At 44.0% G+C, this 25,921-nt stretch carries 26 protein-coding genes; 13 read left to right on the forward strand and 13 right to left on the reverse strand.

Annotation, left to right across the window (positions count from 1 at the left end; genetic code table 11):
* Positions 1-262: 262 nt before the first annotated feature.
* Complete coding sequence (locus tag NSQ58_RS15215; RefSeq protein WP_013310427.1) at positions 263-676, forward strand: DoxX family protein; 414 nt, start codon at positions 263-265, stop codon at positions 674-676.
* 49 nt (positions 677-725) lie between these two features.
* A complete protein-coding gene (locus NSQ58_RS15220; protein WP_341057665.1) occupies positions 726-1,592 on the forward strand; it encodes a VOC family protein in 867 nt (288 codons plus the stop codon).
* A 73-nt stretch (positions 1,593-1,665) separates the two neighbouring features.
* Here the strand turns inward: NSQ58_RS15220 and glsA are convergent, their stop codons facing one another.
* Positions 1,666-2,604, reverse strand: a complete 939-nt coding sequence (glsA, locus tag NSQ58_RS15225; RefSeq protein WP_339200196.1) for a glutaminase A — start codon at positions 2,602-2,604, stop codon at positions 1,666-1,668.
* Positions 2,605-2,739: 135 nt separating this feature from the next.
* Between glsA and NSQ58_RS15230 the strand changes: the two genes are divergently transcribed.
* Positions 2,740-3,798, forward strand: a complete 1,059-nt coding sequence (locus tag NSQ58_RS15230) for a DUF1835 domain-containing protein (RefSeq protein WP_341057666.1) — start codon at positions 2,740-2,742, stop codon at positions 3,796-3,798.
* A 110-nt stretch (positions 3,799-3,908) separates the two neighbouring features.
* Here NSQ58_RS15230 and NSQ58_RS15235 read toward each other — a convergent pair whose 3' ends face one another.
* Positions 3,909-4,211 (reverse strand): hypothetical protein, encoded by a 303-nt coding sequence (locus NSQ58_RS15235; protein WP_023988858.1) that lies wholly within the window; start codon positions 4,209-4,211, stop codon positions 3,909-3,911.
* 292 nt (positions 4,212-4,503) lie between these two features.
* Between NSQ58_RS15235 and NSQ58_RS15240 the strand changes: the two genes are divergently transcribed.
* The 5 genes from NSQ58_RS15240 (at position 4,504) to katA (ending at position 9,236) form a co-directional block, all read left to right on the forward strand.
* Entirely contained in the window at positions 4,504-5,409 is a 906-nt protein-coding gene (locus NSQ58_RS15240; protein WP_254347400.1) for an NUDIX hydrolase, read from the forward strand.
* Positions 5,410-5,437: 28 nt separating this feature from the next.
* Positions 5,438-5,920, forward strand: a complete 483-nt coding sequence (locus tag NSQ58_RS15245) for an NADAR family protein (protein ID WP_023988856.1) — start codon at positions 5,438-5,440, stop codon at positions 5,918-5,920.
* Positions 5,921-5,925: 5 nt separating this feature from the next.
* On the forward strand, positions 5,926-6,825 hold the full coding sequence (locus NSQ58_RS15250; RefSeq protein WP_023988855.1) for a TIGR02452 family protein: 900 nt from the start codon (positions 5,926-5,928) through the stop codon (positions 6,823-6,825).
* A gap of 60 nt (positions 6,826-6,885) precedes the next feature.
* The gene (cysC, locus tag NSQ58_RS15255; RefSeq protein ID WP_023988854.1) at positions 6,886-7,488 is read left to right on the forward strand and encodes an adenylyl-sulfate kinase; all 603 of its coding nucleotides are present in this window, start codon (positions 6,886-6,888) and stop codon (positions 7,486-7,488) included.
* 290 nt (positions 7,489-7,778) lie between these two features.
* The gene (gene katA / locus NSQ58_RS15260) at positions 7,779-9,236 is read left to right on the forward strand and encodes a catalase KatA (protein ID WP_028541635.1); all 1,458 of its coding nucleotides are present in this window, start codon (positions 7,779-7,781) and stop codon (positions 9,234-9,236) included.
* 119 nt (positions 9,237-9,355) lie between these two features.
* Here the strand turns inward: katA and NSQ58_RS15265 are convergent, their stop codons facing one another.
* From NSQ58_RS15265 to NSQ58_RS15295, 7 genes are all read right to left on the reverse strand, one after another.
* Complete coding sequence (locus tag NSQ58_RS15265) at positions 9,356-10,666, reverse strand: MATE family efflux transporter (protein WP_023988853.1); 1,311 nt, start codon at positions 10,664-10,666, stop codon at positions 9,356-9,358.
* Positions 10,633-11,475 (reverse strand): ABC transporter ATP-binding protein, encoded by an 843-nt coding sequence (locus NSQ58_RS15270; protein ID WP_341057669.1) that lies wholly within the window; start codon positions 11,473-11,475, stop codon positions 10,633-10,635. The genes NSQ58_RS15265 and NSQ58_RS15270 overlap by 34 nt, the downstream gene beginning before the upstream one ends.
* Positions 11,468-12,304: an ABC transporter ATP-binding protein gene (locus tag NSQ58_RS15275; protein WP_341057670.1), complete on the reverse strand. Its 837-nt coding sequence runs from the start codon at positions 12,302-12,304 to the stop codon at positions 11,468-11,470. The genes NSQ58_RS15270 and NSQ58_RS15275 overlap by 8 nt, the downstream gene beginning before the upstream one ends.
* A gap of 7 nt (positions 12,305-12,311) precedes the next feature.
* Positions 12,312-13,166 carry a nickel transporter permease gene (gene nikC, locus NSQ58_RS15280; RefSeq protein ID WP_068938780.1) on the reverse strand — a complete coding sequence of 285 codons (855 nt, stop codon included), beginning with the start codon at positions 13,164-13,166 and terminating at the stop codon, positions 12,312-12,314.
* Positions 13,163-14,107, reverse strand: coding sequence for a nickel ABC transporter permease (gene nikB, locus NSQ58_RS15285; RefSeq protein ID WP_068938781.1), 945 nt, complete (start codon positions 14,105-14,107; stop codon positions 13,163-13,165). The genes nikC and nikB overlap by 4 nt, the downstream gene beginning before the upstream one ends.
* 1 nt (position 14,108) lies before the next feature.
* Positions 14,109-15,644, reverse strand: coding sequence for a nickel ABC transporter substrate-binding protein (nikA, locus tag NSQ58_RS15290; RefSeq protein ID WP_341057672.1), 1,536 nt, complete (start codon positions 15,642-15,644; stop codon positions 14,109-14,111).
* Positions 15,645-15,853: 209 nt separating this feature from the next.
* The gene (locus NSQ58_RS15295; protein WP_053325537.1) at positions 15,854-17,326 is read right to left on the reverse strand and encodes a DHA2 family efflux MFS transporter permease subunit; all 1,473 of its coding nucleotides are present in this window, start codon (positions 17,324-17,326) and stop codon (positions 15,854-15,856) included.
* 126 nt (positions 17,327-17,452) lie between these two features.
* On the opposite strand from NSQ58_RS15295, the gene NSQ58_RS15300 reads away from it, so the two are divergent.
* On the forward strand, positions 17,453-18,022 hold the full coding sequence (locus NSQ58_RS15300) for a TetR/AcrR family transcriptional regulator (protein WP_341057673.1): 570 nt from the start codon (positions 17,453-17,455) through the stop codon (positions 18,020-18,022).
* Positions 18,023-18,224: 202 nt separating this feature from the next.
* On the forward strand, positions 18,225-18,476 hold the full coding sequence (locus tag NSQ58_RS15305) for a YolD-like family protein (protein WP_023988845.1): 252 nt from the start codon (positions 18,225-18,227) through the stop codon (positions 18,474-18,476).
* A 207-nt stretch (positions 18,477-18,683) separates the two neighbouring features.
* Here NSQ58_RS15305 and NSQ58_RS15310 read toward each other — a convergent pair whose 3' ends face one another.
* Positions 18,684-19,013, reverse strand: a complete 330-nt coding sequence (locus NSQ58_RS15310) for a DUF3817 domain-containing protein (protein WP_023988844.1) — start codon at positions 19,011-19,013, stop codon at positions 18,684-18,686.
* Between the two features lie 507 nt (positions 19,014-19,520).
* Between NSQ58_RS15310 and NSQ58_RS15315 the strand changes: the two genes are divergently transcribed.
* A complete protein-coding gene (locus NSQ58_RS15315) occupies positions 19,521-21,572 on the forward strand; it encodes a stalk domain-containing protein (protein ID WP_023988843.1) in 2,052 nt (683 codons plus the stop codon).
* An 85-nt stretch (positions 21,573-21,657) separates the two neighbouring features.
* Here NSQ58_RS15315 and NSQ58_RS15320 read toward each other — a convergent pair whose 3' ends face one another.
* The 3 genes from NSQ58_RS15320 to NSQ58_RS15330 form a co-directional block, all read right to left on the reverse strand.
* The gene (locus NSQ58_RS15320) at positions 21,658-22,620 is read right to left on the reverse strand and encodes an aldo/keto reductase (RefSeq protein ID WP_053325536.1); all 963 of its coding nucleotides are present in this window, start codon (positions 22,618-22,620) and stop codon (positions 21,658-21,660) included.
* 113 nt (positions 22,621-22,733) lie between these two features.
* Positions 22,734-23,129 (reverse strand): MerR family transcriptional regulator, encoded by a 396-nt coding sequence (locus NSQ58_RS15325; protein WP_053325535.1) that lies wholly within the window; start codon positions 23,127-23,129, stop codon positions 22,734-22,736.
* 177 nt (positions 23,130-23,306) lie between these two features.
* On the reverse strand, positions 23,307-23,672 hold the full coding sequence (locus tag NSQ58_RS15330) for a helix-turn-helix transcriptional regulator (RefSeq protein WP_231517191.1): 366 nt from the start codon (positions 23,670-23,672) through the stop codon (positions 23,307-23,309).
* Positions 23,673-23,889: 217 nt separating this feature from the next.
* On the opposite strand from NSQ58_RS15330, the gene NSQ58_RS15340 reads away from it, so the two are divergent.
* Together NSQ58_RS15340 and NSQ58_RS15345 are read left to right on the forward strand one after the other, a co-directional pair.
* The gene (locus NSQ58_RS15340) at positions 23,890-24,960 is read left to right on the forward strand and encodes an MFS transporter (RefSeq protein ID WP_233903901.1); all 1,071 of its coding nucleotides are present in this window, start codon (positions 23,890-23,892) and stop codon (positions 24,958-24,960) included.
* Positions 24,961-25,302: 342 nt separating this feature from the next.
* Entirely contained in the window at positions 25,303-25,908 is a 606-nt protein-coding gene (locus NSQ58_RS15345) for a pentapeptide repeat-containing protein (protein WP_341057675.1), read from the forward strand.
* Positions 25,909-25,921 lie beyond the last annotated feature (13 nt).

The following is a 25,921-nucleotide window of genomic DNA, read 5'->3' on the forward strand; positions in this document are numbered from 1 at the left end:
TCCTCCTTTAAGGGAATATAATGTATACTAATTTAATATTTATCATACCAAATAATTTGTTGACAGACTACAGTTTCTTATGATAAATTCACATTACAAAATAATTATTTCTATTACTAATAATTCGAGTTTGATTCACACTAATGTGGTGCGGCAGAGATTCAGACAGTATTATTTTTTTAACCAAATTATTAGTAATATAAATTAATTATTCATATGCACTTGTATGAGTGTAATAAACAAACAGAATGGAGAGATAAACATGAGTTCAGCAAGCAAAAACATTTCTACAATTATGCGGGTGGCGCTGGGAATTTTGTTTTTGGCACACGGAATTGCTAAATTCCAAATGGGGTTGGGTAATGTGGCAGGCTGGTTTTCCAGCATTGGCGTTCCAGGATTTTTAGGTTATGTCGTTGCGGTGATTGAGTTGGTCGGTGGGATTGCATTGATTCTTGGATTGCTCACTCGCTATGTATCTGGGCTTTTGGTTATTGTTTTGATCGGCGCCATTTTTACAGCAAAATTGTCCGGCGGGTTGATGGGGAATGGTCAAGGCGCTGGCTATGAGCTGGATATTGCTTTTATTCTGGTAGCTCTTCATCTGGTATTTGCTCCAACGACTCGATTGTCTCTGGATTCTTTGTTCAGCCGTCGTGAGTCAACCAAACAATAATTTTTGATTAGCTTTAGTCCTCCAATCCATATAGAAAGAGGGAAATCTCATGACAGCACATATTCATGACAACACCAAAATCGGGCAGGTTTCATTAAAGGTTAGTAACTTGGAGCGTTCTATTCAATTTTATACAGAGGTCGTTGGTTTTCAGTTGCTGCGTCAAACGGCGGATACCGCTGAATTGACTGTCGATGGGAAGCATACGCTACTGATCCTTAACTATATTGAAAATGCAGTTATTCTGCCGCGTCAATCTGCTGCCGGGTTATATCACTTTGCTATTCTTCTCCCAAACCGTGTAGCTCTGGGCCTGTCTTTACGTAATCTGCTGGCTCATGAGATTGAAATCGGACAGGGAGACCATGATGTAAGTGAAGCTCTATATATCCATGACCCTGATAATAACGGAATCGAAATCTATGCAGATCGTCCCCGTGATCAGTGGAAAAAGGATGCAAATGGATTTTACATGATGGGAACAGATCCCGTGGATGCAGAAGACTTGGTTGCGATTTCCGAAAATCTACCTTGGCAGGGACTACCGCAGGGAACGGTAATCGGGCACGTCCACTTCCATGTGTCTAATTTGCTCAAAGCACAGCAATTTTATTGCGATGTGCTTGGCTTTGACATTACGTGCCGGTATGGCTCTTCAGCCTTGTTCGTTTCCGCAGGTGGTTACCACCACCATATGGGCTTGAATATATGGGCAGGTGAAGGAGCACCACCAGCTCCTGAGCACGCTGCAGGATTGGATTATTTTGAATTGATCGTACCGGATCAGAATGAATTGGATGCCATTGTAGCTCGTTTAGAGGCAGCAGGCTATGGAATGCAAGAACGCGATGGCGCCAAGTATGTAGCTGATCCGTTCCGCATTCAAATTAAACTGATTAACGGTCAAATCTCGTAACATAGAAGACACGCAACAAAAAAGGGTATTCCTATGAGCCGTAAAGGCTGGGAATACCCTTTTTTCCGTATACTTAGAACAAGCTCCAGTCCAAATCCCGAGACATCTTCTCCAGCAAGTGTACACCGGCTGTACTGTTGCCCATACGGTTCAGAGAAGGTCCAACCAGTCCAATGCCATATCGTCCGGGTACCATCGTCATAATACTGCCTGATACGCCGCTTTTGGCAGGTAGTCCTACTTGAATGGCGAATTCCCCTGAAGCGTCATACATGCCGCATGTCGTCATAAATGTTTTGGCGATCTGTACATAGCGGCGGGGAATCAGCGGTATACCTGTCACTGGATCTCGACCATTGTAAGCTAATACAAGTCCCATACGAGCTAAATCAGCACAGTTCAATTTGACAGCACAATGTCTGAAATAAACTTCAAGCACATCCTCCACATGACCTCTTAAAATTCCTTTTTCCATTAGAAAATAAGCAAGGGAACGGTTCAAATGGCCTGTGGCAGATTCTGAATCGTAGACATCCTGATCATATTCCAATGTGTCATTGTGGGTAAGCAGGCGGAAAAATTGGAGAACACGGGCAAATCTCTCTTCTGGACTGTTCCCGCGAATCAGAGAGGAGACTGCGATTGCTCCGGCGTTAATCAGTGGGTTAAACGGAATGCCCGGCTCAACTAGTTCTAGCTTTAGCATGGAATTAAAACGGTCTCCGGTAGGCTCCATACCCACCTTAGAGAAGACAACGTCCTCTCCATTATCCATCAAGGCCAGAATGAGCGTAAATACCTTTGAGATACTTTGCATCGTAAATTGGATTTCCGTATCCCCGGCCACTACGGTTTCACCCGCACCGTTCATTACAACAACACCCAGCGCGTCGGCTGGTGCTTTGGACAGTTCGGGAATATATGCTGCTACCTTGCCATGAATATACTCATGACGGCTTTGTTCTACCCATTCCGGCAGTTTGGTCTGTAATCTCTGCCACTCCGATGTCATTTCTTTTCCTCCAGTCAAGTCAGCAATCTGTGGTATTTTATTGTAGAGTAAGAAGTGATAGCTATACGCCTATTCTAAAGATATTTCTGGTCGAAAGACAAGTTTGAATTGAATTAGATAAAAGGAGGCAGTGACTTGTTGTTATCTCATAATGAACCGAATTTTGATGAAGACTACGATGAGGTTATTAAGGGTCGAAGACTTAGAGGTTTTGTACATAGTGTACTGGAGCAGGTTGCAGCCTTATCAGACAAAAATCCTGAATGGGCTAATCCTATATTAGAGCAGTGGGCAAATGATGTGGAAACGAGCCGAAATGAGCGTCTGGAGCATGAGCGCACCCGGGAGAGGCATGTGCATCTATTGTTTTCTCAGTCTGCCGCAGGCTCGATGAAGGGAGGACTTTCAGGTGCAGGATTGCGGCTTGAGAGTATCGTGCTGTCTTTTAATGATCAGTTTTCCATAGGACCATTGTGGAGGCTGGAAACATTAGAAGGACAAGAAAACCGTCACGGCTGGTTGGCTGAACGGATGATGCATTATGAGTTTTTCCATTACGCCAATTGGGAGCACCGTATTGAACAGATGATGGTTACCCTAAGTGAAATTCCAGATGAGAAGTCGATCACGATTTGGTGTGGCTCTAATGCTGACGAGCAGGTCGGATTACGCTTTGTATTATATCTCTTGCGCAAAAGAGCTACACCTATTCGGGTCATTAATGTCACGGATACCTTGGAGCGGGAGCCGGATGATCATTTATATAATGAGAGTCCATTCCCTTTATCCATGGGCGTGGTGCATTCGAAAGAAATCGAACGGTTCATTAAGCGAAGTGAAGATGAACTTTATGTGGTGTGTATGGAAGACCGACGTCGATACGAACGGGAGTGGTTGGAGCTTAGCGAGCAAGATAGTGTCCTGAGATTATGGGACAATGACCGTATTGTCCATGTGCCGGAGGATTATTTGGATCAGGCCTTGCTGGATATGATTAGCAAGATACGGTTAGCGGATAATCTGGGATTTGTGAACACCGGAAAAATAATAGGTCAAGCTTTAACGCAGTGGTCGCAGCCAAGAAGCGATACTTTTTTGGAATACCGGATTCAATATTTGATCGCCCATGGCAAACTTGATTTTCAGGGGATGCCGGGAATGATGAATCGTTATGCTGTGAGAATAAAGGAGTAAAGCAAAAAGTGATCAAATAAAAACTGCCGATGGGATCGGCAGTTTAGTTTAAAGACCTTCTGATGTATCAGGTTGATTCATCAGAAGGTTATTTTGCTATGTACTTGGAATCAATAGTAGCTGCTTGAATTCAATGAACTTATGATAGCAGGCAACAGAGCAACAGCCATAATGATATAGATCACGATTACAATAGCGGCCCAAAGAAGGCCTGCTTTAGCATAGTTAGCTTTGCTCGGATTAGTCGAGCCGCTAAATGCCCACACAAACAGCATAATAAGTCCAACTACCGGTATAGCCATCAAAAGTAAACTGATCATCCACTCCTTGAATGATACAGGAGGCGGGTAAACAGGGGCTGGCCTGGATGGTGCTCCTTGCTGATTATTTTGCGGGTTAAACTGGTTAGTCAATTAGATCTTCTCCCTACGTGTTTAGTATGTTGTATTTCCTATATTGACCAAAACATCATACATGATATGACAATAAGCAACAAGTAAAATTCAGTAAACAGTCTAATAGTACTATCAAACGATGAAAAATAGGTCTATACACCCTATTGACGAAGCGCTTTTTATATATTATTGTATTGATATTAACATTTTGTTTTTATCAACTTATTCAAATTAAAAATTACATAAAGCATTCGTCACTTTTGAATCAAAAGCGACAAATGACCCATATATGAACAGGTAGGTGACGCAAGTGACAGATGGATCGAAACATAATCACAGTGGCTTGACGGAAGAGGAGTTCTTGGCCCTGTATGATGCGAATGTATATGAGCGCCCATCCGTAACGGTAGATATGCTGCTATTTACGGTAATGGATCAGCTCCAACAAAATTACCGGAAGCTGCCGGAGAAGACCCTCCAGCTTCTTTTGATCCAAAGAGGGGAGCATCCCTATATAGGGCAATGGGCGTTGCCGGGTGGTTTTGTAGGCATAGATGAAAGTCTGGAAGAGGCTGCACGACGCGAGCTTAAAACGGAAACGAATGTGGATCAGATTTATATGGAGCAGCTATATACTTGGGGAGATGTGGCACGTGATCCGCGTATGCGGGTAATTAGCTGCGCTTACATGGCATTGGTGGACCACGATTCCTTGGAGTTAGAGGCGGGGGATGATGCCGCTGATGCCCAATGGTTTGAGCTAGATTACAGCGTAGCTCAGGAGACGCGGACGAATCAGCCGGAAGGTTACACATGGGAACAAGACATTGACATCACATTGAAGCATGGGGACATCCATCTATCAGCCAAAGTAAAAATAACTGAAATTCTTAAGGGAAGAACCATTGAAATCAAGCGAGAGGTGCTGGAGTCACAAGGAATTGCTTTTGATCATGCCAAAATTATTGCGTACGGTATAGAGCGTCTGCGCAGCAAAATAGAATACACAGATATCGCGTTTCACCTGATGCCAGCTCTATTTACACTGAGTGAGCTTCAGCAGGTGTATGAAATTATTCTAGGTAAGGAGCTGTTGGCCGCAGCTTTTCGTCGCAAAATAGCTGATCTCGTGGAAGAAACCAATGAGTATAGAAAGGCGGCTGGACATCGTCCGTCCAAGTTATACCGATTTAAGCCTCGGTCGCGTTTTATGTAGCATAAGGAATATGAAATGAGGAATCTTCATGGAAAAGTTTACATTTTTTTATCGCAGTCATTCGCCATTTTCGCAATGGTATCCTTCTGATTTTGTCGTGGATGGATTGGAGTTTAACTGTGCCGAGCAATATATGATGTTGAAAAAAGCACAGCTTTTTGGGGATGAAGAGGCGGCCTTGAAAATTATGCAAGCCCCTACCCCAAGGGAGCAAAAAGCCCGGGGCCGCAGTGTGCGCGGATTTGACCAATCCTTGTGGGAGGCCAATTGCCGGCAATTTGTATATGACGGTAATTACGCCAAGTTTACACAAAATCCGAATTTGCTCAAGCACCTGCTTAAAACGAAAGGAACCACTCTGGTTGAGGCTAGTCCGACCGACACCATTTGGGGTGTAGGCTTAGCTGAGAGCGATGCTCGTATACGGAACCGCAAGCTATGGCGTGGCACGAACTGGCTAGGAGAAATATTGACAAATTTACGTGAGGATGTATTGCAAAAGGAGGAATAGTCATCATGAAAAATACAATGAATTCCCGGAGCAACCGGGATGCCCGATCGCATATGGCGCAGGAAACACTATCCATTTTGGAACATGGGAATTATACGAATATCAAACTGGTTCAAGTAAATATGACAAAAGAGATAGGAAATGCGGTCACAGGCTCGAAGTTATATACACCTTCTCAGCTGGTAGCTGTAAAACAAGAGGCAGAGCAAAGAATAAAAAGTATATTGGGGCCTTCTTCCCGTATAGACGAACAGACGATCATTGCAAAATTGGAAATTACGGGAGAAAGCACGTTACAGGCGGCATACAGACTCCAAGTAGAGGAGAAGCTGGCCCACGTGGCGTGTTTGAATTTTGCATCAGCCAAAAATCCGGGAGGTGGATTTCTCGGAGGCAGCCAGGCTCAAGAAGAAAGCTTGGCTCGTTCGTCAGCATTGTATCCTTGCATTTCACAAATGGAAGAGATGTATGGACATAATCGGAAGCTGCGGAGCTGTTTTTATTCAGATTATATGATTTATTCGCCTGAAGTTCCGGTATTTCGGGATGATCAGGGGACATTGTTGGAGAAGCCGTATCAAGTCGATTTCCTGACCGCACCTGCTGTAAATGCTGGAGTTGTGCGAGAACGGGAACCAGAGCAGGTGAATCGGATTGGTGAAGTGATGCTGGAGCGGATTCGTTACATTCTTGGAATGGCTAAGCAAAACGGCGTAGAACATCTTGTGCTTGGAGCCTATGGTTGCGGAGTATTCCGCAATAAGCCGGAAGAGGTTGCCCTCTGGTTCAAGCAAGTACTTGTAGATGAAGGATATGGCTTGTTGTTTGACCGGATTGTTTTTGCAGTGTTGGATCATAAAGCAGAGCAGCGTACTTTAAACAGCTTTAAAAATGCTCTATCCTGAAGCTTGAGCTGTGCATAAAAACTGTTTACTATAATATCTCATGAAAAAGGAAGGTGCTGAATGAATCCATCTTCGAATATAACCTGGCATGTGTCCGATGTTGATAAGCAAGCGCGTCAGCTTTTGAATGGACATAAAAGTCCGGTGCTTTGGTTTACGGGGCTGTCTGGTTCGGGGAAATCAACGGTATCCTCCACACTTGAAAAAGCGTTATACGCACAAGGCATACACACGTTTATTTTAGATGGGGATAATGTTCGGCACGGTTTAAATCGGAATCTAGGTTTCCTGCCCGCTGACCGCAAAGAAAATATCCGCCGTATTGCTGAAGTTGCAAAGCTAATGGCACATGCGGGTGTTCTAACGATTTGCGCCACCATTTCCCCTTATCGTGAAGATCGTGAAATGGTAAAGGACATTTTACAGCAGGAAGGTTGCTATGAGATTTATATACAGTGCAGCCTGGAGGAATGTGAGCGACGCGATCCAAAAGGAATGTACAAGAAAGCACGTGCCGGAGAAATTCATCATTTTACGGGGATTGATGCTCCCTATGAAGCACCGCTGGAACCGGATCTAATCGTATCGACTGAAGGTCGGGAGGTAATCCAGTCGGTTCAGGATATCTTGGATTTTCTCGATAGGAAGCTGCTTCTTTTATGATTTTATGATGAATTCTACATGAATATTGTCTGAAAGCCTCCATGCCAAGACTTCGAGAAGTGATCAAAGTAATCATTACAGAACGTGAAAATTGAAGCATACCTATTAGTAAATAAATACAATACTGCATATACGGCAAGCCTTATAGGGCTTGCTTTTTTGTTTATGATTTTAAACTAATTCTAAATCCTAAATTGTAATAATTATAAAAAAGTATTGATTTTTGTTTGTGCACAATTTATAGTGAAAGGCACATAGTCAACCAATTCATTCAAGAGGTGATGTCAATCATGAGTAACCAACCAACGAACCTGACTACAAGCTGGGGCGCTCCTGTTGGAGATAATCAAAATTCGATCACAGCAGGCTCACGGGGTCCCGCACTAATTCAGGATGTGCATCTGCTGGAGAAATTGGCGCATTTTAACCGGGAGCGTGTGCCGGAACGTGTCGTTCATGCAAAAGGTGCAGGGGCGCACGGATATTTTGAAGTCACTAATGATTTGTCTGCATTTACAAAAGCAAGCTTCTTGTCTGAGGTGGGCAAGCGTACACCGATGTTTATTCGCTTTTCGACTGTGGCGGGTGAGCTGGGCTCGTCCGATACTGTACGCGACCCGCGTGGTTTTGCGGTGAAGTTTTATACAGAAGAAGGCAACTATGATCTCGTGGGCAATAATACACCTGTGTTTTTTATTCGGGATGCCATTAAATTTCCTGACTTTATTCATACGCAAAAACGTCATCCCCAAACTCATCTGAAAAACCCGAATGCGGTCTGGGATTTCTGGTCCTTATCTCCTGAATCGCTGCATCAGGTAAGTATCCTTATGTCTGACCGCGGTATTCCAGCTACACTTAGACATATGCATGGTTTCGGTAGTCACACGTTCAAGTGGGTCAACGCCGAAGGACAGGCAGTATGGGTGAAATATCATTTTAAAACGGAGCAAGGTGTGCAAAATCTTGATGTGGATTTGGCTGCGAAAATTGCCGGTGAAAATCCGGATTATCATACAGAAGACTTGTTTAATGCCATCAAAAAAGGTGATTTTCCTGCATGGAAACTTCATGTGCAGATTATGCCGGTAGAAGATGCAGATACGTACCGCTTTGATCCATTTGATGTGACAAAAGTATGGTCTCAAAAGGATTATCCGCTGATTGAGGTTGGGCGCATGGTGCTGAATCGCAATCCTGAGAACTACTTTGCTGAGGTAGAGCAGGCGACATTCTCTCCGGGTTCATTTGTTCCTGGAATTGAAGCATCCCCGGATAAAATGCTGCAAGGACGCCTGTTTGCCTACGGCGACGCACATCGCTACCGTGTAGGTGCAAATCATAATTCGTTGCCGATCAACCGTCCGCATGCAGAAGTACACAACTACCAACGCGATGGTGCATTACGCAGTGACAGCAATGGCGGAGGATCTGTTTATTACGAGCCTAATAGTCTCGGTGGACCCAAAGAATCACCTGCGCACAAAATTGCTCCTTTTGAAGTGTCTGGCGAAGCTCAAAGTGTAGCCTACGATCATCATGATCACTACACACAGCCAGGCGACCTGTACCGCTTGCTCAGTGAAGAAGAGCGTGCACGTCTGGTCCGAAACATCGTAAATGCGATGAAGCCCGTAGAAAGTGATGAAATCAAACTGCGTCAGATCGGTCATTTTTATAAAGCTGATCCTGAATATGGACGTCGTGTAGCCGAAGGTTTGGGCTTGACCGTTCCTCAAGGCGAGTAGAGGTATCTGCAAACTCTAACCTGAAAGCCGTATGAATATATAATAAAAGGATGTCCCAACACCACGTACATGGTGGATGGGACATCCTTTGTTTTGAGAGCGATGTAAATCAGGTGCTGCTATATCCTCTGCAAGCGAGGTAAATAGATTACAAGAAACAGCGACCGTCCTAGGGCAAATACAATAAAGGACAGCCAAAGTCCGTGATTCCCATAATGGGGAACGCACCAGAAGAGAGCGATCAAAAAGCAGAGCAATGAGATCAGCATCGAATTACGGATCGGATACGTTACTGTCATCCCCGTAAACACACCGTAGAACACCAGTCCCAGTCCGGCTGCCAGCGGAAAGACCACAAGCCATCCATTATAAGGGCCTGTAAGGTTAATCACTGTAGCATTATCCGTAAATAGCGAGATAAGCGGCTCTTTCAGTGCGAAATACAATCCTCCCGTCACTACGCTGGTCACCAGTGTCCAGAACCAGGACAAGTGAATAACCCTTTGCAGCATTTTACGATCCCCGGCACCCCTAGCCTGACCCGTCATAATGCTACTGGCGTTGGCGAACCCATCAAAAAAGTAAGCCATAATATAATGGATCTGCAACAAAATAGCGTTCGCCGCCAACTGATCGGTTCCAAAGCTCGCACTGCGTGCCGTAAACAGATTAAACATTGTCAGCAGACAGGCTGTGCGAATCATGAGATCAAGGTTTGTCGCCATGACATTTTTCAACTCTGAAGCTCCAAACCAACCTCGCCAATTCATCTGTCCGCTTTGCTTCCATTCCCTCCAAATCGATGAGCGGAACACTAGCGCCAGACCCAATACACATGCAAGAATTTCCGCAATCAGAGTAGCGCTTGCCACACCCGTGACATTCCAATGCATCATCTGTGTAAATACAATAGCTAATACCATATTGATTACGTTCATTGAAATTTGCAAAAACAATGTAGCCTTCACACGGGACAATCCCATCAGCCAGCCGAGCAGCACATAGTTCACCAATGTTAGAGGGGCTCCCCAAATACGAATGTTAAAATAAATCGCTGCCTGCGCCGCCACATCCTGCGCCGGATGGATTAGCTGAAGAGAAGCCAGCAGAATTGGCTTTTGCAACACAATGAATACCGCACCAATGAGTAAAGCAATGGCCAGTGGGCGCATGAGAGCAGCTATGCCCTGGTCGTTATTTTGTGCCCCTGCGGCTTGTGCCGTGAAAGCTGATGTGCTGACTCGCAGAAAGCCAAACAACCAATATAAAGTATTAAAAATAAGAGTGCCCACCGCTACACCGCCTAAATACGCGGAATGGCTTAAATGACCGATTACAGCTGTATCCACCGCACCGAGCAGCGGGGTTGTAATCGTCGAAATAATTAAAGGGATAGCTAAAGCAAGATAGGCTCGGTGGGAAGGCAACATGTTGAAAAAACCTCCAGTAATGATTGTGTATAGGGATGGCGATCCGAATGAAATAATGCTTCTTTGGGAAAATGCTCAAGCACACTGCCTTCTTTCATGACCATGATTCGATCACTCATAAAGTGCACAGCCGCCAGATCATGTGAGATAAACAGATAAGCCAGTCCTAGCTCATCCTGCAAATCCTTGAGCAGATTTAAAACGGTGGCTTGTGTGGTCACATCCAAACTTGCTGTTGGCTCGTCCAATACGATAAAATCCGGCTCTGTGCTGATAGCACGTGCGATGGTTACACGCTGCTTTTCCCCACCGCTGAGCTGATGTGGAAACTTGTCCAGATAGCTGGCTGGAAGCTTTACCATCTCAAGCAAATGTTCTGCTATATCTCGACGTTCTGAGGACATACCCGCCATAAAGGAAGGAACATAGCACTTAAGCTGGTCCAGCGGCTCCAGTAGGGATTGCAGGATGGTTAGTCTGGGGTTCAAAGCCGCAGATGGATGTTGAAATACTGCACCCAGTCTGCTGCGAATCCGTTTTAATTCGCTCCGCTTTAGCCCACGGATAGACTGTCCATCCAATCTAAGCTCACCTTGATCAAACGGGTCCAATGTCAAAATACAGCGAGCGAGTGTGCTTTTCCCACTGCCGCTTTCCCCGACGATACCCAGACATTCTCGGGGGGAGATCGATAGAGCAACATCTTGCAGCACCGTTTTACCTCCAGCGTAAGCCTTCGTCAAACCGGAGACGGTCACGACAGCATTAGACGTGTCTTGCTGCTGGGCGCAGGCGGCTTGATTATTCATGTAAAGCGCTCCTTTCCAATGCGTTCTGTTCTTCAGTGCTGTTGTAAGGCAAACGTGCTGGAGCGCCCGGAGACAGCGGTGGAATAGCCGCCAGTAGACGACGAGTATACGGGTGGGCCGGATGGTTCAGCACTGCTTGCGTTTCACCAGTTTCAACCAGTGAACCTTCGCGCATCACTGCGATTCGATCTGCATACTTGCGTACATGACGCAGGTCATGAGTGATCCACAAGACGGAAATACCCGTCTCCGTCCGGATTTGGTCAATGAGCTGAAGCACCCGATGAGCTGTGAGCGTATCCAGCGCAGTTGTAGGCTCGTCGGCAATAAGCAGCTTCGGCTCCAGTAGTAGTGCAGCCGCAATAGCTGCCCGTTGCAATTGACCGCCGCTGAGCTGAAACGGATAGCTGCGGTACACACGCTCGGCGGGAAGCTGTACGCGCTCCAGCACCTCGATACAGCGTTGCTTACGTGCCTTGCGATCTTGTTTGCCATGGGCGCGCATCAGCTCGTCCAGTTGGCTGCCCACACGCAGAAAGGGGGTGAAAGCCCCGTGGTAGTCTTGAAAAATGTAAGATATTTCACTACCAAGCAAAGAACGTCGTTGTTTAGCGGATAAATCCAGCAAATTATTGTCCTTCCACGCAATAATTCCTTCCGCTGTAACAGAAGAGGGGAGAAGGCCGCCGATAGCAAATGCCGTCATGCTTTTGCCACTACCGCTTTCGCCGGCTAGAGCACACCATTCCCCCGGACGAACGGCAAGCTTCAGTTGCTCTACAATCGTTTTTACATTTGTCCGAATCGTTAAGCCTTCAATAGTCAGCATGTACAGCTCACTCCTCTGTCCGGGTTTTAACATCATAACGGTCGCGCAGTTTGTCTCCCAATACGTTCGCCAGTAGCACTGTTAGCACGACAGCTATCCCTGGAACCAGCATCAGGTGGGGAGCCATTTGAAAATACGCTCGTCCTTCATTCAACATCGTACCCCATTCGGGAATTGGCGGCTGTGGACCTAAGCCCAAAAAAGATAGGGAGGCAATCATTAAAATGATTTTGCCGATATCCAGCGTAGCCAGCACAAGAACATTCCCAATTGAATGGGGGAGAATATGCCGCATGACAATCCGCAGGGAGGAGGTACCCGCCAGTATGGATAACGAAATGTAATCCTTTTGCTTTTCAGCCAGAACGGTACTACGCACCAGGCGCGCATAACCAACCCATTTTACCGCAGTCACCGCGAAAATAAGATTTACTAAGCCTGGTCCGAGCAAACCGCTCAGTACAATGGCAAAAATATAATCAGGTAATGTCATGAAGGCATCGACCACCCGTTTGAATACACGATCCATCCAGCCTCCAATAAACCCTGAAAGCAGACCAAGAGGGACCCCGACAACCAGCGAAACGGCCAAAATCAATAAACTGGTTCCGACAGTCGTCCGAAGTCCAGCTATCACTCTCGATAGTACATCTCTGCCCAAATGATCTGTTCCCAGCCAGTGTGTAGCGCTGATCGATTGTAGTCGATTCCCCATCTGGATACGATACGGATCTTGCGGAGCAAGAAACGGAACGACTGTAATTGCTGCAAGAATGAGCAGGATGGAGAGCGACACGATCCATGTATTGGACAATCGCGTTCTGGTGAGCTGCCTGTTTTCCGCATGTACGGATTTTATCATGATAAACGTTTCTCCTTCAAAGCGATTTCAGGATTGACCCAACGGTAGGACAGCTCTACCAAAATATTGATACATACAATGAATGCAGCCATAAATACGGTATAGCCCTGAATAATGGGGTAATCCCTTGCAGCAATGGCATCCACAATCCATTTGCCCAGCCCTGGATAGGCGAATAGCACTTCAATCACGACTGTGCCTCCCAGTAGGCTGCCTATACTCTCACTGAATACCGTAATGAGTGGAACAAGACTGTGACGGAGCATATGTCTGAAAAAAATGCGGATGGGGCTGATTCCACGCGCTTGCGCCGCTTTGATAAAGTCTTGCCCCGAGCTTTCAATCAGACTTGCGCGGATCATTCGTACATAAACGGCCGCCATTGCCAATCCCAAGGTAAGAGAAGGGAGTACCAAATGAAAAGCGGTTCCTTCACCCATAGACGGCAAAATACGTAATTTAACTGCAAACCATTCGATAAACAAAAGCCCCAGCCAAAAGCTGGGAATCGAGGAGCCGATTAAGGCAAACACACGACTGGCTCTGTCAATCCAGCGGGTACGGTAGAGCGCCGCCATCGTTCCCAACGGGAGAGCTATCAGCAGCATAATGAACAGAGACCCTCCGGTAAGCAGCAGTGTATAAGGCAGTTTTTCCATAAACTCTGTGAATACTGGACGATGGGTTAAATAAGATTGTCCAAAATCAAACTGAAGCAACTGAACCAACCACTTACCATATTGCACAGGTAATGGTTGATCCAGCCCCAGTTGGCTGCGCATATCCATAATTTGCTGATTGGACACAGCTACATCGTCGACTCGGAGAATGCTCCGGACGGGATCGCCCGGAACAAGCTTAAGCAGACAGAAGCTCACAAAGGAAAGAATAAGAAAGAACAAGACCAGTTCAAGAAACTTTTTGGCGATGGATTTAAACATGCTAGTTCACATCCAGGTCCTGGGTCAGCAAGTAGTATTCACTTTGGCTAGTTACCCAGTTATGTACGTAATCGCGATAGGCCACTACGTTGTTTGGATGGACCAGAAAGGATTGCAGATTTTCTTGGTCAATCAGCGTGACAGCCTTCAGCGCCAGCTTGTTGCGTTCTTCCTCATTCACGGTGGTGTTCAGTTGTGAAATCATACCCGTGAGTTCCGGTACATGCACACGCCCATAATTCAGTGCTCCTTCAGGCATGTAAGCCGCATTCAGAAAATAGCTTGCATCGCCGCGCGGGGCTGTAATGCTACTATAAGTCGCTAAATCCCAATCCTGATGAGCGGCAAGATATTCGTCAATATTATCAACCTGACGGATATCAATCGTAATGCCAAGTTCTTTAGCGTTAGCCTGAATCAGCTGGGAAATGAGTGGAAGCTCAGCTCTCGATTGGTAAGTTAGTAATGTAAGATGAAGCGGCTTGCCGTCGGGGTTCGCAACTTTTCCGTTCTGTACTGTATATCCAGCTTGCTTGAAGCCTTCTCGGGCAGCATTCAAATCAAACTGTTTCGTAATATATTCCGGTGAAAAAGGAAAGTTGGGCAAGAACGGGCCTTGAGCAGGGGTTCCCTGACCAGACATGATACCACGGGCGATCTCATCCCGGTTAATCAGGTTATCAAATGCTTTACGTACAGCCGTCTTTTTCAGATCGTTATTGTTCATATTGTAAATAAGCTGATGCGTTCGCAAACTAGGAAGCGAGTCAACCTTAACGGTAGAATCAGCTTTCAATAGCTCCAGACTTTCAATTGGCGGGCGATACACAATATCAGCAGTTTTGGCTTGAAAAGCAAGCTGACGTGCATTGGCGTCTTCGTTAAACATGAATTTAGCATGTTTCAACTTTACTTCACCGTTCCAATATTGTTCATTGCGATCTAAATTCAGTTCACTTCCAGCACGGAAGCTGGCAACCTTGAACGGTCCCGTTCCTGATGGGAGTTCACCTGTAGCTGTTGTGTCTATAATAGCCGTATTCGGATGAACCAGCTCGGACACAAATTCCGGGAAAGGCTTGTCTGTCGTAATGGTCAAAATCTGTCCATCCGCATGAATATCACGGATATGTAGCGCATTTTTGACCGATGGATTGAGCTTTAGCGCTCTTTCCAAGGAGGCTTTGACAGCAGGGGCATTGACGGCTTTACCGCTGTGGAAGTTCACACCTGGTCGGATGTTGAAGGTCCAGTGCTGTCCGTCCTTGCTGTCCCATTTCTCTGCAAGCCAAGCTTCCAGCTTAAGATCCTTGTTCACTTTGATCAGTGTTTCACTTACTCCAGCACGAACAGCTGTGTAATTTACATCTGAATGAGGATCTATAGAAGGGCTTTGCACATTGAACAATAAGGTGACACTTTTATCTTGTGGTGGAGCAGATGGAGAGGGTGAAGCTGACGGAGATGAAGCGCAGGCTGCCATCATCACCGCAATCACCGCAGGTATAAATAGTTTAAAATACGAACACTTAAACAACAGGGAATCCTCCTTAATAGTAATCGTAATTTTTACGCTTTAATTCATAAATCATATCGTAACCAAATGAAGGAGCTTTGTAAATATGTAATTGATGAATGTGTATGTAAATTCATATGAAAAAAGGCTGCATAACCAATAGTGAGATGGTTAGCAGCCTTTAAGTATATTTAGATATTTTTAATTTGGGATGGAAAAAAATTTATGAATTAATGCATGGGTGCTTTGGCAGTGCCATGTTCAACATGAACTCTGCGGATGAAAAACGCAAGGATCAAACCGACCACACTGATGATCATCGCAAAGAAAAATGAATTTTGTGATCCGATTGCCATGGCATTAGCCATTTCATTTACGGATTCAGGCATACTGGATTGGCTCAAATAGCTGTCCATGCCTTTCGAGAGAATGCTTACCGCTACGGCTGTACCGATAGCACCAGCAACTTGTTGGAGCGTGCTCATAATGGCCGTTCCGTCTGGGTATAGATCCATAGGGAGCTGGTTAAGGCCGTTTGTCTGAGCTGGCATCATAATCATGGAAATGCCGATCATCAAGCAACTATGAAGCACAATAATGAGTACGAGAGTTGAAGTTGTTGTAATGCCGGACAGGAAAAACAAAACAGCGGCCACAATCACAAGGCCTGGAATAACAAGCCATTTGGGACCAAATTTATCGAATAGGGAGCCCATAATGGGAGACAAGAGACCGTTGATAATCCCACCAGGCAGAAGTACCAAACCTGCTGCTAGAGCAGACAGAGCCAGCCCTTTTTGCAAAAAGAGTGGAAGAATCAGCATCGTAGAAAGGATCGTCATCATACATAGGAACACCATAATAACGCCGATAACGAACATTGGATATTTAAACACACGCAAATTCAACATTGGCTGCTTCATTTTCAATTGACGTACAGAGAACAGTATCAACGATACCAGACCGACGATCACAGGAAGTAGAACCATCGGGCTAGCCCAACCTTCGCCACCTTCTCCAGATTTACTGAAACCAAACACGACACCGCCGAAGCCAATGGAAGACAGGAGGATAGATAAAAGATCAATTTTGGGCTTGGTCGTTTTTGAAACGTTTTGCATAAATAAAATACCGCAAATCAGCGAGAGAACCAAAAAAGGAAGAGAAATCCAGAAAATCCAGTGCCAAGACAGATTTTGCAGTACCAGTCCTGCAATGGTAGGCCCCACCGCAGGTGCAAACATAATTACCAATCCGATGATCCCCATAGCCGCGCCTCTCTTTTCAGCCGGGAAAATGATCAAGATGGTGTTAAACATCAACGGCAATAACAGCGCTGTACCAATGGCCTGAAGAATACGAGCGATCAATAGCACTGAAAAAGTAGGTGAAAGTGCAGCAACGAGGCAACCAGCTATTGAGAACAGCAACGATGTAACAAACAGCTGTCTTGTCGTAAAGGTTTGAATCAGCAATCCCGATACAGGTACTAAAATACCGAGTGTCAGCAGGTAAGCGGTCGTCAGCCATTGGGCTGTTGCAGTTGTAATATGCAAAATCTGCATCAAATCATTCAGTGCAATGTTAAGTGCCGTTTCACTGAACATTCCAATAAAGCCACTAAGGAGCAGGGCAATCATAATAGGTAGCACCTTGAACGTTTTGGGTTCAGAGGGTGAACTCGTTTGACTCTTTGTACTCATGTTGTTTTTGTTCCTCCAATAAATTAATGGGTATTGAATTATAACGATCGGTCTATATATAATAAACATGTTGTTATTTTTTTGTCAAAGTAAATTATAAATAATATATAATGAAGGATGCTGTATATGGCTGCTAAACCTGAATCATACGAGAATATCGTACAAACCGCATCGAAGCTCTTTTTTCATCAGGGGTATCACGCAACTGGACTGAATCAGATTCTTGCGGAGAGTGGATCACCGAAGGGCTCACTTTATTATTATTTTCCGCGTGGTAAAGAAGAATTAGCTTTGGAGTGCATAAGAAGAGGGAATGAATTTATTAAGCAAAAATTAAAACAGACACTGGACGAAAACGATAATCCTGTACTAGCCGTTCAGAATTTTATTCGTAATACAGCTGAGGAGGCAGACCGTACCGGCTTTAACGACTTCATGCCGATTGGCTTCTGGGCTGCTGCTGAAACTTCCTGTATTAGCGAATCGCTACGTCATGCTTGTGTGAATACATTTGCAGATTGGCAGCGCATTTATATGGAACGTCTTCAGAAATCGGGCTGGACAGAGGAAAAGGCACACAGTCTGGCGGTACTTATCATTTCGATGCTCGAAGGTGCATTAATTTTGGCTGTTACGCAACAGAGCAGTGCTCCTATTTATAATATCGTGGATTACATTCCACAGTTGGTCAAATAATCCTGTCTCTTCGATTTTCAATCGCTCCTAATGAGCTCCAACAAGCAACTTTAAAAAGCCGATGTTCTCGTTTTTGAGAACTTGGCTTTTTAGTGGTTCTGAGACGTAATTTTACTCACATTACCAGCACCAAATGATGAAAAGTATGGTAAAATGGAATGAATTTGATTTTGATTTTGCACGAAAGGAAGGGTGATAGCAAATGGCAAAAGCGAAGGTAGCCAAACGGCCTACTCGGGATGAATTTGTACTGGAGGAAATCGGGAATCAGCTTGTAGAAGCACAACGTGAGCAATCCGAAATCGTATTGACCGTATGGGGACGCCAAGAAACAACCCGCGGACAGATCGTTAAAATGGACCCGAGAACGGGAAAGGTTCATGTGGAGAGTAATGGAGAAACAGAAAAAGTTCCTTTTATGGATATTATGAGTGTAAATTACCCGAGAGATTAGTTGTTGTGATTACATAAATATAGCAGAAAGGGACGAAAAGAATGACAAAGTTAGGGTCTCCCTTACTGCTGTGGGAAAGTAACAATTTACAATTCGCGTATACAAAAACAACCGAGTGGTTTAGAGCCATCGGTTGTTTTTGTATACTGCTGCATGAGTGGGAAGAGAAAGCCGCGTTATTGTGTTGGCACTTTCCCTTGTACATGCTTATGTAGCTTTTATCGGGCTGGTATGACTGGCACGTGCTTCGGCTTTCTTAAGCACCTTACGATCAAAAATGAAGGGGCCAAACGGCAACAGCGATGCAATCAAGGCTGCAAGACTTTGCAGTAGCGTTATTTTCCGCAGAATCAGCATGACCACAGTAGCTATGACATAAGCCACGAACAGTACCCCATGGATCATACCCACCCAGCTTACCATTTGCGGCATTCCAGCTGCGTATTTAAGCGGCATAGCGATACACACAAGCAGTAGATATGAAATCGCTTCAATATTACCAATGACACCAAACATCTTAAAGGCATTTTTGAACATAATACACCTCCTTCTCCTATTGCTTAAAATTTAATATATCCTATAATGCAATGTTATTAAACGGTAGAAAGTTACGATATATCGAATATTTACAGCTGAACCCCAAGGTTATGTCAGAGCTTTCACATGACTGAAGTATCTCACATCAATGCTTCATTTCGCTGATTCCAACGTACCACAGCTTAGCGTGCCCGGAAACGATAATCGTAATTTCGTTTAAATTGTTGAAACAAACAATAGGGCTTAGAAAGATGGCTTGGAGTAAGAAAAAACACTAAGCTGGTCAAGTTCGAAGGCTTAGCATATGTTGTTTACGCGACCCTATCAGTAAAAATGCTAGTGTGAAGTCTAAACATTTTGTATGCAAATTCCGATAACAGTTAAATGAACGTGTGTACATTATAGTGTGAATTTTAAAAGCTGGATGGCAGCAGAAGGGTTTATAAGCTTAACTTATTAGTTTTGACAAATAAAATTTCCATACTGGTATCAAGGAGAGCATAGATCATGAATAAAAAACGTTTGCGTCAATGGATGGCTCCGTTCGCAACGGCTACACTGATTTTAAATACGGGATATGGCATTTTGGCCCCCGATGCAGTGGCTAGCGCGTTGCCGACTGAGAGGCATAACTCAAATCTGACAGGACTGAATACAGCACAGTTACATACCAAATTAGCAACCGCTCAAGGTCGTAATGTGCCGGTTACTTCAGGCACGAAAGTGACTACGTTAACAAAAGGTTATGGTCAGAACACCTATCTCAACCAAATGCTAAAAGTAATGTCGAGCCAAATGGTTACTGCGAATATCGCGCCGGCAGAGGTAAGCAATCTGACAGCGGTTCCTACAGAAACAACAAAAGTAAATTTGTCCTGGACCAATCCGTCGGACCTTAATTTCGACCATGTAAAAGTGGTTGGTGTCACTAACGATGTGTATGTAGATAATATTAGAAGTAACTCTTATATGTTGAGCGGTTTACAGCCGAATACGACCTATACCTTTCGAGTGAAGACGGTGAATAAGAGCGGAGATGAATCACAAGGTACGACAGTACAGGCCAAAACGGCTTCCATTGATGTCCCTGTAGATAAGACACCTCCAGGAGAGGTAAGCGGGCTGACAGCGACGAATGTCGGATATAACGCTTTTACCGTAAATTACATATTGCCTAAGGATGCTGACCTGAGCCAAGCGATCATCTATTTAAATGGTAAGGAAGTGCAGCGAACTACAGGGACGTCCTATACGTTCAGTGGATTGATTGCCTCCACAAATTATACAGTTCTGGTCAAGACTATTGACAAATCCGGCAACATCTCTGGAGGAATCAGTATTCCGGTTACGACCTCAGCGCTCAGCGTTGATACCGTGCCCGAAGTGACAGGAGCTTCAGTGACATCAGTTAATAACTATAGCGTCACTGTTTCCTGGACGAGACCCAGCGGAATTAGTACAGTCAGTCTGTATAAGGACGGGCAACTGGTAACCGATTCATCAGGAACATCCTATACATTCAACAATCTTTCTTCAGGGCAGGCCTATTCGTTCACGATTAGGTCCAAGCGAAGCACAGGTGCATTGTCCTCCGGTGTGAGACTGACTGCCACAACGGACAGTACGTCCTCCAATTCGTCAGAAGTGTCCAATCTTGAAGTAGATAGCAAAAGTGACACCTGGATCAAAATCACCTACGATATGCCGAGTAAAGCCGACAAGGTGAAGATATATGTTGATGGAGATTATGAGGGAACTACAAGCTCTGAGTCCTATAAAATCACGGATTTGCGAGAAGGACGCTGGTATGAGATTAAGGTCGTAACTGTCAATAGTAATGGAAGAGAATCTAGCGGTGTAAAGATATCAGAACGCACGAATTCGGATGGTTACTATTCTTCTTCGTCATCTAGTTCATCGAATTATGAGAAAGCGAGAGATTTGATGCGAATTGCAGAAAACAGTCTGAATGCCTCGGACTGGCGTTCTGCCAGAGATGCAATCAGTGATCTGCCGAGCGGAACCCGTAAAAGCGATTTGCTGGATCGGTTAGAAGCTATTCGCAATAGAGCGATCGGTACCAGTAGTTCATCATCCGGGACGAGTTCTACAACAACAACTTCTGGTACAACGTCCTCATACCCTAACAATGCGGTTTCCTCATATTCAACTTCGTTCACCCTGACACCAGGAGCTAAATCAGCTTATGTCGATGGTCGTGCTACGACGATGGCTCAGGCTCCGCGAATCATAAATGGGGCGACGATGGTCCCGCTGCGCTTTATCAGTGAACGGATAGGTTACGAGGTAAATTATGAAAAGGCGACCAAAAAGATCATTCTGACTCGACCTACAGACGGCAAACAAGTAGTGCTTCAAGTCAAGAATTCGACCCTTGCCGTGTATGAGTTAAACAACTCCCGAAGTTATTCGACGAACATCACAGCTCCGGTTATTGTTAACGGCTACACACTGGTTCCATTACGAGTAATTAGCGAGCTTTCGGGGTATCAGGTGAACTATAATACTGCATCCAAACAAATTACGATTACAAAATAAATACTTCTGTAGAAAGGGTTCTAAAGTTTTCACTTTAGAACCCTTTCTGTGTATTAGGAAGTGTATGTAGAACAATGACAATCTGTTACTCTGTAAACAAGTTATTTTGATTGAAAAGAATATCGAGTTGCTTAAGCTCGCCACTTGTTAGTCGAACACCCAGAGTTTGAAGATTGGACTCGATTTGATCAGACTTGGTTGCACCTGGAATAATTAGATCAACGGCTGGACGCGTTAATAGCCAAGCTAGCGCAATCTGTGCAGGATCTGCACCCTTGTCTTTCGCGAATGCTTTGAAGCGATCCACGCGTTCCAAATTTGCGAGAAATGCTTCTTTTTGAAATAAAGGATTATTCATTCGTGAAGTGTCATTAAAAACATCATCCTTCTTATATTTACCGGCCAACAGACCTGATGCGAGCGGGAAAAAAGGAATCAGTGAAATTTCGTGCTCTAGACAATAAGGAATAACGTCGGCTTTTGCATGACGAACCAGTAGTGAGTATTCAGCTTGAAGAACATCCAAGTGCTTATCAGCATTAAAAGCCTGAAGCTGCTCAAAGCTTAAATTTGAAGCGCCAATGGCTTTGATTTTCCCTGACTTCTTCAGCTCTGCAAGTGTGTCAGCAGCTTCAGCCTGCGGGGTTCGGCTATCGGGAAAATGAAGAAAGAAAATGTCAACATAGTCTGTCTGTAATCTCATCAGGCTGTCATCCACAGCCTTACGTAATGCAGCTGGACTGTTGTCGACTTCCAGATGGCCTTGATTAAATTGGGTATTAGAAGAAGATTTAGTAGATATTACAAGATGTTCACGGCCACCATAATCCCGGATGGCTTCACCGATTAACTCCTCAGAGTGGCCCATTCCATACAGAAATGCGGTATCAATGAAATTGATCCCTTTTTCAAGGGTAGTCCTAATTAATTGTCGGCTTAGAGTATCATCGACTTTTGGATACATCATTGAATTACCTACCACACCTGCTCCAAAACCAAGTTTAAATGCTTTTAATCCTGTTTTTCCTATTGCTATTGTATTATTCATGTTTTTAAGCTCCTCTTTTGTATGATGTGGAATCCTAGGAAGGACTCTAATGCACATCTTACAACCTGGTGTAAACACTAGGTCAAGCAGAGCGATCAGGTATCGAAAACAGATTAAGTTTGGTTTTCAAGTGGCAAAAAGTTATGGCCAAATTTTTGCCCGGTTTGCAATTTCAATTCAATCATATCCTTAATTTCCTGAAGTTCTTTCAGTTGCTGATCTATCTTTTTTTGGTAATCGTAAAGCCTATCGTACCATTCAATATTTGATATGTTGCTCTCATCTAATTGAAGCTGGATCATAGGTTTTAACTCCTGCAGCGACATCCCAGCTTTTTTTAAACACTTGATCATAAGAAGTGCCTCTTTGTGTGAATTGTTATATATCCTGTGTCCATTATTTTTTCGGGCCACGGGAGGAAGAAGACCCATTTTCTCATAATACCGTAAGGTATCCTCACTGACTTGGAATTGATCCATAAGTTCCTTCATTTTAAAATTTGTTGTCATCTCTCGTCACCTTCGTAAGGGATCATTTAACGCATTAATTATAATATCTGGAGTTAACACGAGGTCAAGATTTATTCATGGAGAATCAAGATATTTCGCAGTATAAGTTTTCAAAATGAGACACGCTGCTGGACTTGGCTATTATTGTTTTCTGCTATATGAAGATAAGATCTCGCATTACTGTATATTCGAACAGGCATTAAAACGAAATTCATGCGGGGTCAATCCACATCGTTCCTTGAAAATTCGATAGAAATACTTCATATCATGAATACCGACTTCAAGTGCGATCGTTTGAACGCTCCAACTGGTATCTAATAGTAAGCTACAACTCTCGTGAATACGAATATCCTGCAGCATTTTTGTATAGGTCATTCCGCTAGCTTTTTTAAATTTGCGTTGAAATTGACGTGAGCTAATTAAAAATTGCTTGCAAATTTGATCAACCGACAACGGATTTTTATAATTTCTGGTTATATCATCAATCGTATACTGAATGGGATCCGTTATGACTGGCTTGGAAACATGAGCTACTTGTATCACATGACTGAAGCTTCCAATAGAGCAGACATTGTATTCCTTCAAGATGTTGTTAAATGGGGAGTGTATAACTTGCCTGAAGGGAGCCATAATCCGAGAAGCGCAGCCCCTTATGTTCTGGAAAATGGAGAGGGAGACCGATTACTCACTGGAGATCAGCTCCACAGAATTCTAGCCACTCCTGATTACCTTTGGATTATGTTGTTTTGCGCTAGGATCTATTGTCGGCTTTTTTTCTTCTAATTATTGGATGGTTATTGTGAGCAGAATCTTCCAATCCATAGGGGCGTCTGTTGTCCCGGCATCATCCATGTTGATCCCGATTCGCTATATATCTATCGAAAATCGTGGCAAAGCTTTGGGGATTACCTCTGCAGGAATGGCCTTAGGGACGGCAATAGGCCCAATTATTGCTGGATTTGTTATTGGATTTGCAAGCTGGCGCTACCTATTTTTAATTTCATTTCTAGTCATTATTACAATCCCTCTTTTCAGGAGGTATTTAATAAATGAAACACTTTCAAAAGGAAAAGCTGATCTCATAGGAGGTATTTTGCTTGCAGCTTCAATTACGCTGCTGCTACTCTCCATTACTGGACACAGCTGGAGTTATTTTACGGCTACTATCCTAATATTCATATTATTCATCATTCGCATTAACAAAACGGATGAACCCTTTATTGAACCGACACTTTTTAAAAATACAAGGTATACGATAGGGTTGATTATCGCTTGTATGATTCTTACACTTAATTTATGTGTTCCGTATTTGATCCCGCAGGTGTTAAGCTCAATACATCACTTATCTTCTGTGAACACAGGACTCGTGATGTTTCCCGGTGCTTTGATTGCTGCATTGCTTGGGTTGGTGGGTGGAAGAATTGCAGATGCAAAGGGCAATCGCTTTGTATTCTCGTTGGCATTCTTGTTCCAAGTGATGGCATACCTCATATTGGGTATTTTTATGGACGCGGTTCCTGCCGTGATTGCGATTATCTTAATTCTAGCGAATACTGGATTAACATTTGCTCAGATTACAATGGCAAACACCATTTCTCGAACATTAAGCGGCAACCAAACCGGAGTTGGTATGGGTATCTATATGATGGGAAGCTTTATGGCGGGGGCTATCGGAACGTCTATTCTTGGATCCGTACTTAATCAAGGAGCACAAAGCAAAATTATGTTCAGCACTATTTTTTTGATTTTGGGCATATGGATTATAGGCTTTGCTATTTTCTATTTTACAGTTTTTCGTAAAGAAGCATCACCCGTTCAGCAAGACACATAGCAATCAATTATACTAAACGATCCTTATTAATAACCGACAGGTGTCTTAGTTACGACCTGTCGGTTAAACCTTACTAAAACACTCCTGACATACTGATGTCAGGAGTGTTTTTATTTCGATGCAGCAGACAGAGGAACTCAATGTCTATTTGCATTAAGTGAAAATGAAGACTGAACCACTGCATATTGGTTTCAAAAAAAATGGACTTGACTTTCTATCCATTTTAGACAGGTACTTGACAGGTATATGATATATTAAAAAAAGTTGAGATTTACTTATAGACTTTCAACATGATTGTCTACTTATAAGAATTGAAAATCAATTAAATGGCGGGGATATACAGTGTATCAATACAAAGATCAGGATTATGAAGCTGTTCATTTTGATGGACAAGATTTGCGGTATGGAGAACTCGTACGCTGCACTTTTAAAAAGTGTACATTCATGCATACTTCATTGGATGAGATCGAGACAAGCCATTGTCGTTTTATTGAATGTGACTTTAAAGGTGCTGCTCTATGTGGATCTGTGCATACGGAATCAGCTTTTGAAAATTGTTCTTTCAATGGTGCCAACCTTTTTGTTTCCAAATTCAGCTCTTGTAAAATGACAGGATCGGACTTTGCAGGTGCTCAAATGGACGGTGTCACTTTGAGTCAAGGAGACTGGTCCTACACTAATCTAAAGCATACCAAGCTGGGGAAACAGGATTTGAGAGGAATTCGTTTTTATGAAGCAGATTTTTCTGATACCGATTTGACGAAAGCTGACCTGAGAGACTCTGACCTAACGAGAGTAACTTTGAGCAGAGCGAACTTGCAGGGAGCCGATCTACGTGGTGCCAATCTTGAAGGAATTGATTTGAAAACTTTGAATATTAAAGGCGCGCGAATGGATAGAGAGCAGGCGATTCTGTTTATACGCTCTTATGGAGCAAAGGTAGACTGAAGAACAGTGGAGG

Source organism: Paenibacillus sp. FSL M7-0134, from assembly GCF_038007865.1.
Classification (GTDB): domain Bacteria; phylum Bacillota; class Bacilli; order Paenibacillales; family Paenibacillaceae; genus Paenibacillus; species Paenibacillus polymyxa_B.